The 7124-nt window shown below is 67.1% G+C and carries 6 protein-coding genes; 2 read left to right on the plus strand and 4 right to left on the minus strand.

Annotated elements, in window-relative coordinates; genetic code table 11:
• The first annotated feature begins 154 nt into the window (after nt 1–154).
• Nucleotides 155–871 (plus strand): sensor histidine kinase, encoded by a 717-nt coding sequence (locus tag ACEN88_RS20780; RefSeq protein ID WP_413342596.1) that lies wholly within the window; start codon nt 155–157, stop codon nt 869–871.
• A gap of 4 nt (nt 872–875) precedes the next feature.
• Here ACEN88_RS20780 and ACEN88_RS20785 read toward each other — a convergent pair whose 3' ends face one another.
• The 3 genes from ACEN88_RS20785 to ACEN88_RS20795 form a co-directional block, all read right to left on the minus strand.
• A complete protein-coding gene (locus tag ACEN88_RS20785; RefSeq protein ID WP_413342598.1) occupies nt 876–3014 on the minus strand; it encodes a S46 family peptidase in 2139 nt (712 codons plus the stop codon).
• Nucleotides 3015–3159: 145 nt separating this feature from the next.
• Nucleotides 3160–3816, minus strand: a complete 657-nt coding sequence (locus ACEN88_RS20790; protein WP_413342600.1) for a hypothetical protein — start codon at nt 3814–3816, stop codon at nt 3160–3162.
• A gap of 11 nt (nt 3817–3827) precedes the next feature.
• Nucleotides 3828–5543 (minus strand): rhamnogalacturonan lyase B N-terminal domain-containing protein, encoded by a 1716-nt coding sequence (locus tag ACEN88_RS20795; RefSeq protein ID WP_413342602.1) that lies wholly within the window; start codon nt 5541–5543, stop codon nt 3828–3830.
• A gap of 216 nt (nt 5544–5759) precedes the next feature.
• On the opposite strand from ACEN88_RS20795, the gene ACEN88_RS20800 reads away from it, so the two are divergent.
• The gene (locus tag ACEN88_RS20800) at nt 5760–6752 is read left to right on the plus strand and encodes a bile acid:sodium symporter family protein (protein ID WP_413342604.1); all 993 of its coding nucleotides are present in this window, start codon (nt 5760–5762) and stop codon (nt 6750–6752) included.
• Between the two features lie 72 nt (nt 6753–6824).
• Here the strand turns inward: ACEN88_RS20800 and ACEN88_RS20805 are convergent.
• Nucleotides 6825–7124, minus strand: a 300-nt coding sequence (locus tag ACEN88_RS20805) for a hypothetical protein (protein ID WP_413342606.1), incomplete at its 5' end; no start/stop codon positions are given.

The raw sequence follows: 7124 nt of genomic DNA on the forward strand, positions 1-7124 counted from the left end.
GACAAGCGCTTGCCCTCGGGCCGGTCCAGGCCGAGCAGTTCGCCCGCGCTCGCGTTCACGAGGCTGATCGCGCCTGCTGACGGACCCGGACGGCCGCCGCTACCGCGCGCAACGCGGCCAGTTCTACGACCGCGGCTTCGCGCGCCACTTCATCATGGTCGAGGAACTGACGGCGGAGCTGGAAGACTCGGAGCGCGCGACCTACGCACGCCTGATCCGCGTGCTGGCGCATGAAGTCAACAACACGGTGGCCGCGACGGGCTCCGTGCTCGACTCGCTGCTGTACTACCGCGGCCAGCTGCACGAACGGGACGCGGGCGACTTCGCGACGGCCATCGTCGCCGTCAAACGGCGCAATGCGAGCCTCGGCGAATTCATCGACCGCTTCACGAAGGTCGTCAAGATGCCGCCGCCGGAACCGCGCCCGACGGATCTGAAAGCGGTCGTCGACGACATCCTGTGGCTGAACCGCGAACAATGCAGCAGCCGCGGCATCGCGCTGGGCTGGCACCGCTGCGATGCCGTCGCGCCGCTCGCGCTGGATGCGCAGCTGATCGAGCAGGCCCTCATGAACATCGTCAAGAATGCGATGGAAGCGATCGAGGCGGCCAGTCAATCGAGCGGCGCGATCAGGCTGGAGCTGGCGGACGAAGGCCGGAGAGTCAGGCTCTCGGTCGTCGATTCCGGCGACCTGCTGGCCACCGGACCGGCGCGGCCGCTGTTCACGCCGTTCTTCACGACGCGCAAAGGCGGCCAGGGGATCGGGTTGATGTTCGTGCGCGAGGTGCTGCAGCGGCACGGGTGCACGTATTCGCTGGCGCCGGGGGCGCCGGGAGAGACGCGGTTCGACATCTGGTTCCCGGCGCCGTGACGCATTACCCCTTCGGGTACTTGATCGTCATTTCCTTCAGCAGGTTGTCCGCATGGTCGACCTCCTTCATCACCCACAGCATGTAGCGGATGTCGACGTGGATCGCACGCGTGATCACCGGATCGAAGTACCAGTCCTTCGTGATCGACTCGTAGGTCGAATCGAAGTTCAGGCCGACCAGTTCCCCGCGCTTGTTCATCACGGCGGAGCCGGAATTGCCGCCCGTCGTGTCGGCGCTCGACAGGAAGTTCACCGGCACCGTGCCCAGCGCCGGATCCCGGAACTGGCCGTAGCGCTTGTCGCGGATTGCCTGCAGCAGCGAATTCGGCGCGTCGAACGGCGCCTTGCCCGTCTGCTTTTCGAGGATGCCTTCGACGGTGGTGAACGGACCCTTGACGATGCCGTCGCGCGGGCTGTACGGCGCCACGGTGCCGTAGGTCACGCGCAAGGTGCCGTTCGCGTCCGGGTAGACCGGCTTGCCCTGCGACTTCTTCCAGGCCACGACGGCGTCCATGTACAGCGGGACGACGCGTTCCAGGTTGCCGTCGACTTCCTTGCGGCGCTCTTCCAGCGCGACGCCGGCGTCGTGCAGGTGCACGGCCAGCTGGATGAACGGGTCGCTCGATTTGCGGAACGCGTCCGCGTCCTTGCCGATCCACGCCAGGCGCTTCGCCGTGTCGCCCAGCTCCGTGCCCTTGTACAGCGGCGCCAGCGCGTTCTGCGCGGGCAGCAGCCCGTCCAGCCCGTGCGGCCGCACCTTCGTGTCGATCTTGCCGTAGCGGACCAGCGCGGCCTGCCAGCGGGCCTGGTCGACGCTGGGCACGAACGATTGCTCGAGGCGGGCCAGGCGCGCCTTGATGAACGAGACGTCGCGCTCCTGGAAGCCCGCTTCGCGCTGCGCGTCCGGCCTCTGGTGTTCCAGCGCCAGGCGGTACAGGGTGCGCGCGCTCTTCAGCAGGTCGCTGTGCGTGGCTTCCGCCCATGCGGTCTCGTGCTGTGTCGTCGCCATGTCGGCGGCGATGGCGGCGTCGAGGTCGGCCAGCAGGTTCTTCGGTCCAGTGCCGTGCTGCTTGTACCACGTGCGGAATTGAGCGTCCTGCGCGTCCTTGATGGCAGCGATGTCCTTGCGCGCGAAGCCGTCCAGCAGGCCGCGCGTCTTTTTCAGCACGTTGTTCAGGCTCTTCGCCACGCTCGCGTAGCGCACCGTGTAGTCCGGGTTGCCCATCGTGGCGGCCGCGATCACCGAGAGGTCGGCCGTGATCGATGCCACCTTGGCCGGATAGTCGACGTCGCGCGCGAAGCGGATCTCGGCCGGCAGCTTGTAGCGGCTCGTGCGGCCCGGGTAGCCGGCCAGCAGGATCGGGTCGCCCGCCTTCAACCCTTCGGCCGAGACGACGAGGAAGCTCTTCGATTTATAGGGCACGTTGTCCGGCGACGGATCGGCCGGGCGGCCATCCTTGCCGACGTACGCGCGCAGGAAGGAAAAGTCGCCGACGTGGCGCGGGAATTCGTAGTTGTCGATGTCGCCGCCGAAGTCGCCCACGCTGTTCGCGGGCGCGTAGACGAGGCGCACGTCGCGGATCAGCAGCTGCTTGATGCGGTAGTACTCGCCGCCGCGGTTGAACGCGGGGACCGCGCAGCGGTAGGCCTTGTCGCTCTCGCACTCCGCGATCAGCGCCTTGATGCGCGCCGCGACCTGCTCGTGGCGCTCCTTGCCCGACACGCCGGCACCGAGGCCCTTCAGGACGCGGTCCGTCACGTTCTCGACCTTCTCCGTCACGTAGACGACCGTGTTCGGCCCGCCCGGCAGTTCCTCCGCGCGCGTCTTCGCGAGGAAGCCGTTGGCGATGTAATTGTGTTCCGGGGTCGAATTGCGCTGGATCGCGCCGTAGCCGCAGTGGTGGTTCGTGACGACGAGACCGTCCGGCGACACGAACGACGCCGAACAGCCCGGCGTCGCCACGATGGCGCTCATCGGGTGTTTCGACAGGTCGGCGAGACGCTCGGCCGGGATCGTGATGCCGATGCGTTTCAGCTCGGATTTCAGCTGCGGCAGCTGGTGCGGCTGCCACTGGCCCTCGTCGGCGAGCGCCCCGGCGCTCGCCCCCAGCAGGGCGACGGGAAGGACGACGGATTTGAACAAGACAAACCTCGCGAAAAAAAGCAACCACGAGTATATCGCCAGGCCGTCTTGTTTCGGAAACAAAATTGTCAGGATTCGTTCTGAAAGAGTATGTACAGACCCCATAACGGCGTCGTGCGGACGCCACATCCCGCAATTTCGTCGATCAGGCGTATTTACGTTTGCGTCGTCGCAGCACCGCCGCCATCCCCGCCAGCGCGGCCGCGCACAACGCCGGCGACGCGGGTTCCGGCAGGCCGACGCGCACCTCGTCCAGCGCGGGCGCGCTGTAGCCCGCCTGCCGGTTCGCGGTCGAGAAGGCGAAGTAGCGCACCTCGTCGAAGCCGTTCCCGTCGACGAGTCCCAGGATCGCGCCGCGCGGAGAACTGAAGTTGCCGCTGCCGGTGCGCTGGCCATCCGCATACGTGGCCCAGTAGCCGTTCAGGGACTGGTAGCCGCTGCCGGCCGCGAACTCGATCCGGTAGAAATCCGCGCCGTCCGCGCGCCGCACGCTGATGTACGCGTTCGTGCCGGACGTGGCGAAGTAGTTGCCGGAGAACGCGGGGCTCAGTTCCGAGACGGCGTCATAGCAGTCCACACCGGCGTAGCCGCAGCCGTTGTTGGCGCCGTAGCCGCTTGCGTGGAACAGCAGGCCGTCCTCGACCCAGTCGTTGGCGAGCGCCGTGTTCAGGTCGAAGTGCGCCGCGTTGGTGACGGTGCCGACGGCCGTGCCGGCACCGAGGGTCTGCAGCACGGCGGCGCCGGCCCATTGCGCGACCAGGGTTAGAGCGGCTGCACACAGCAGGCGGTTCTTGACATGCATGGTCGTCTCCATCATGGCGTGGGAATCAGGTCGAGCGCGTCGTAGCTGTAGCCGGGGCTCAGGAAGCGGATGCCGCTGGAGCCGCTGATCGCCGTCAGCGTCAGCACGTTCTGGCCCACGACCAGTTCGGTGGCCGGGATGTCGAACGTATACATCGTGTTGTTGCCGCGGTAGGTGCCGACCGTCAGCGTGCGCGACGACGGCTGCGTGGACGCCGGCGGATTCGCCGAGACCCAGCCGTTGACCTGCGTCTTGGGCCGTCCGCCCGCGAAGGCGTCCGTGATGCCGACGCGCAGCCGCAGCGGCACGATCTGGCTCGCGCGCAGGTTGAAGCGCACGGTCAGCGTGCCGTTCACGTCCTTCCACTGGTACGCGGGGAAGCCCGTGGCCGGTGTCGACGTGCCGACCACGTAATCGCCCGGCGTCCACGGCGCCATGCGCACGTCGGACGGGTGCATGGTCGTGACCTTGCCGCCGTTGATGAATTCCGCCGGCGTGCCGTCCCACTCGCCGATGCGCCAGAGCGCGGCCGCGCCGCCCGGATCGCCCGTCACGGCGACGGTGCCCGCGTCCGTCGTGGCGCCCGCGCCGACCGTCACCGTGCGCGTGTCGACCGCCAGCTCGTTCTTGTAGACCTTCATCGTATAGGTCCCGGGGATCATGCCGGTGCTGGCGAAATGGCCGTCCGTGGCATCGGCCGCCGTCCAGTACTGGGCCGTCGCATTCGCGAAGCCGACCGTGTAGGCGAAGCGCGGATCGCGGCCCGTGATGGCCGCCCCGCTCACCCCACCGCGTGCTTCCGGCCCCACCCAGCCCGTGAGGCCGAGGGTGCCGAGCCAGGACGTGTCCACCGGTGCCGGTGCGGCGCCGTCGTTGAACACCATCGTGTACGTGTTGAGGACTTTCGTGCGCAGCGGCTCCGTCTGGCCCTCGCCGTAGTTGATGATGTAGGTGATCTCCTGGTTCGTGGCCGTGGCCTGGTTCAGCAGGCTGCGGTAGAACGGGCCGCCCGAATTGCCCTCATTGTTGTCGCGGACGATCCACAGGCCGACGTTGGTCCCCGTCGCGCCGATGAATTGCCAGTCCTTCAGGCGCATGTTCGAGTAGTGCTTGGAGCGCGTCTCGCCGTTCGGCATGCCGAAGACGTCGCTCGCTTCGATCGCCCCGCTGGTGCCGCGCAGGTCGGACGGCGCCGGGCCGTTGGGCAGCCGCGCGATCGGCACGCGCACGATGAAGCGCGCGAGATTCAGCGTGTCGGGCTCGCTCGTGAAATACGTCCCCATATAGATCTTCGCCTCGCCGCGGCGCGCGATGTAGTAGTGCGTGAGGCCGCCCGCCTGCACGGTCACCTTGACGACGTCGCTGCCGATCGTCTGCGCGTTCACGTCCACCGCGGAGATGCCCTTGTACAGGTAGTCGAAGCCGGAATTGACCTGCGTGCCGCGGCCCTGGTCCTGGTACTCGACGCCGTTGTAGACCAGCGACGCGATGTCGCCGGCCGACTGCGTGCTGACGCCGTTGTCCAGGCGCCGCACCTTGAAGACGAGGCCCGCGCCCGTGTCGATCGTGTAGAAACTGGCATCCTGCGTGAGGCCGAACGCGGATACCGTGGCGACGGTCGCCAGCGACTTGGTGGCGCCGGCGCTTGCAGTGTTGTTGTCGCTGCAGCCTGCGGCCAGCAGGCATAACGTTGAGGCGAAGGCGGTCCTGCGCATGAACATGTGCATCGTCTGTCTCCTGTTTGTCGGTTTGTCGGGACGTCAGTCCCGATTGTCAAATATGTACGCACCCGGGTTTGCACATCAGTATTGACGGGCTGCGCGCGGCGGGTCAACGGGGTGGAATGCTTGCCACGCAAAGAATCACGCGCTTGAGCGGAGGCCAGCAGATGCAGATAGAATGGCGGGTCCGGCGCTGTCCGGAGCTTCTCGCCGACCATCATCATGTCCAGCCTTCTCGCCCCCGTTTCCGCCCTCCTCCGCCGCCTGTCGATCGACACCTTCACCATCCTGCTGCTGTGCACCGTCGCCCTCGCGAGCGTGCTGCCGTGCGCGGGCGAGACGGCCGTCGTCCTCGGCAAGGTCACCACCGTCGCCATCGGCTTGTTGTTCTTCCTGCACGGCGCAAAGCTGTCGCGCGAAGCGATCGTCGCCGGCATGACGCACTGGCGCCTGCACCTGCTGGTGCTTGCGTCGACCTTCGTCATGTTCCCGCTGCTGGGTCTCGCCATGAAGCCGCTGGCGGGCAGCGTCGTCACGCCCGAGCTGTACGTGGGCATCCTGTTCCTGTGCACCCTGCCCTCCACCGTGCAGTCGTCGATCGCGTTCACGTCGATGGCGCGCGGGAACGTGGCGGCGGCCGTGTGCAGCGCGTCGGCGTCGAACTTCGTCGGCATCTTCGTCACGCCGCTGCTCGTGTCGACGCTGATCGTGCAGGGCGCGGCGGGCGGCTCGTCGCTGGACGCGGTGATCACCATCGTCGAACAGCTGCTGCTGCCTTTCCTGGCCGGGCAATTCCTGCGTCCGTGGATCGGCAAATGGGTGGACAGCCACAAGCCGATGCTGAAGATCGTCGACCAGGGCTCGATCCTGCTGGTGGTCTACACGGCGTTTTCCGAATCCGTCAACGAAGGCCTGTGGCACAAGCTGTCGGGGGAATCGCTCGTTGCGCTCGTCGTCATCAGCTGCGTGATGCTGGCGATCGCGCTGGGCCTCGCCACGTGGACGAGCCGGCGCCTCGGCTTCAGCCGCGAGGACGAGATCACCATCGTGTTCTGCGGCTCCAAAAAGAGTCTGGCCAGCGGCGTGCCGATGGCCAAGGTGCTGTTCGCACCGAGCGCGCTGGGCATGGTCATCCTGCCCGTAATGCTGTTCCACCAGATCCAGCTGATGGTCTGCGCGGTCCTCGCCCAGAAGTGGGGCCGCGAACAACGTTAACACCAGGGTCAGAGCCCGATTATTGGAAATGTCTTTTAGGTTGTTGCCAAAATCCGGGCTCTGACCCCGGTTTTATTTGGCCAGCGCCAGGCCGCCCCACCACACTTCGGGGAGCGCGGCGGCGAGCATCATGCCGGGGCCCAGCGCCGTGATGAGCCAGCGCCGGCGCGGCGGCAGCCAGGCCGTGCGCGGATCATGCAGGCTCGCGCGGATGTCGCGCCAGCTGAAGCTTGCCAGCGCCGCCATCCCGAGCGCGAACAGCATCCACAGCGCCGACTCGTTCAACAGTGCGGCGAAGTCCTCATCCAGATAAGCGAGCGCCGGCAGCGCGAGGCTCGCGCTGCCCAGCAGTTCGGCCGTCGCGACGACGGC

Source organism: Massilia sp. CT11-108 (assembly GCF_047302915.1).
Classification (GTDB): domain Bacteria; phylum Pseudomonadota; class Gammaproteobacteria; order Burkholderiales; family Burkholderiaceae_D; genus Telluria; species Telluria orientalis.

Bases quoted from the DNA above. Each gene is read 5' to 3' on its own strand.
- ACEN88_RS20780 (WP_413342596.1), top strand. From the start codon at position 155: ATGGTCGAGGAACTGACGGCGGAGCTGGAAGACTCGGAGCGCGCGACC.
- ACEN88_RS20790 (WP_413342600.1), bottom strand. From the start codon at position 3,816: ATGCATGTCAAGAACCGCCTGCTGTGTGCAGCCGCTCTAACCCTGGTC.
- ACEN88_RS20795 (WP_413342602.1), bottom strand. From the start codon at position 5,543: ATGCACATGTTCATGCGCAGGACCGCCTTCGCCTCAACGTTATGCCTG.
- ACEN88_RS20800 (WP_413342604.1), top strand. From the start codon at position 5,760: ATGTCCAGCCTTCTCGCCCCCGTTTCCGCCCTCCTCCGCCGCCTGTCG.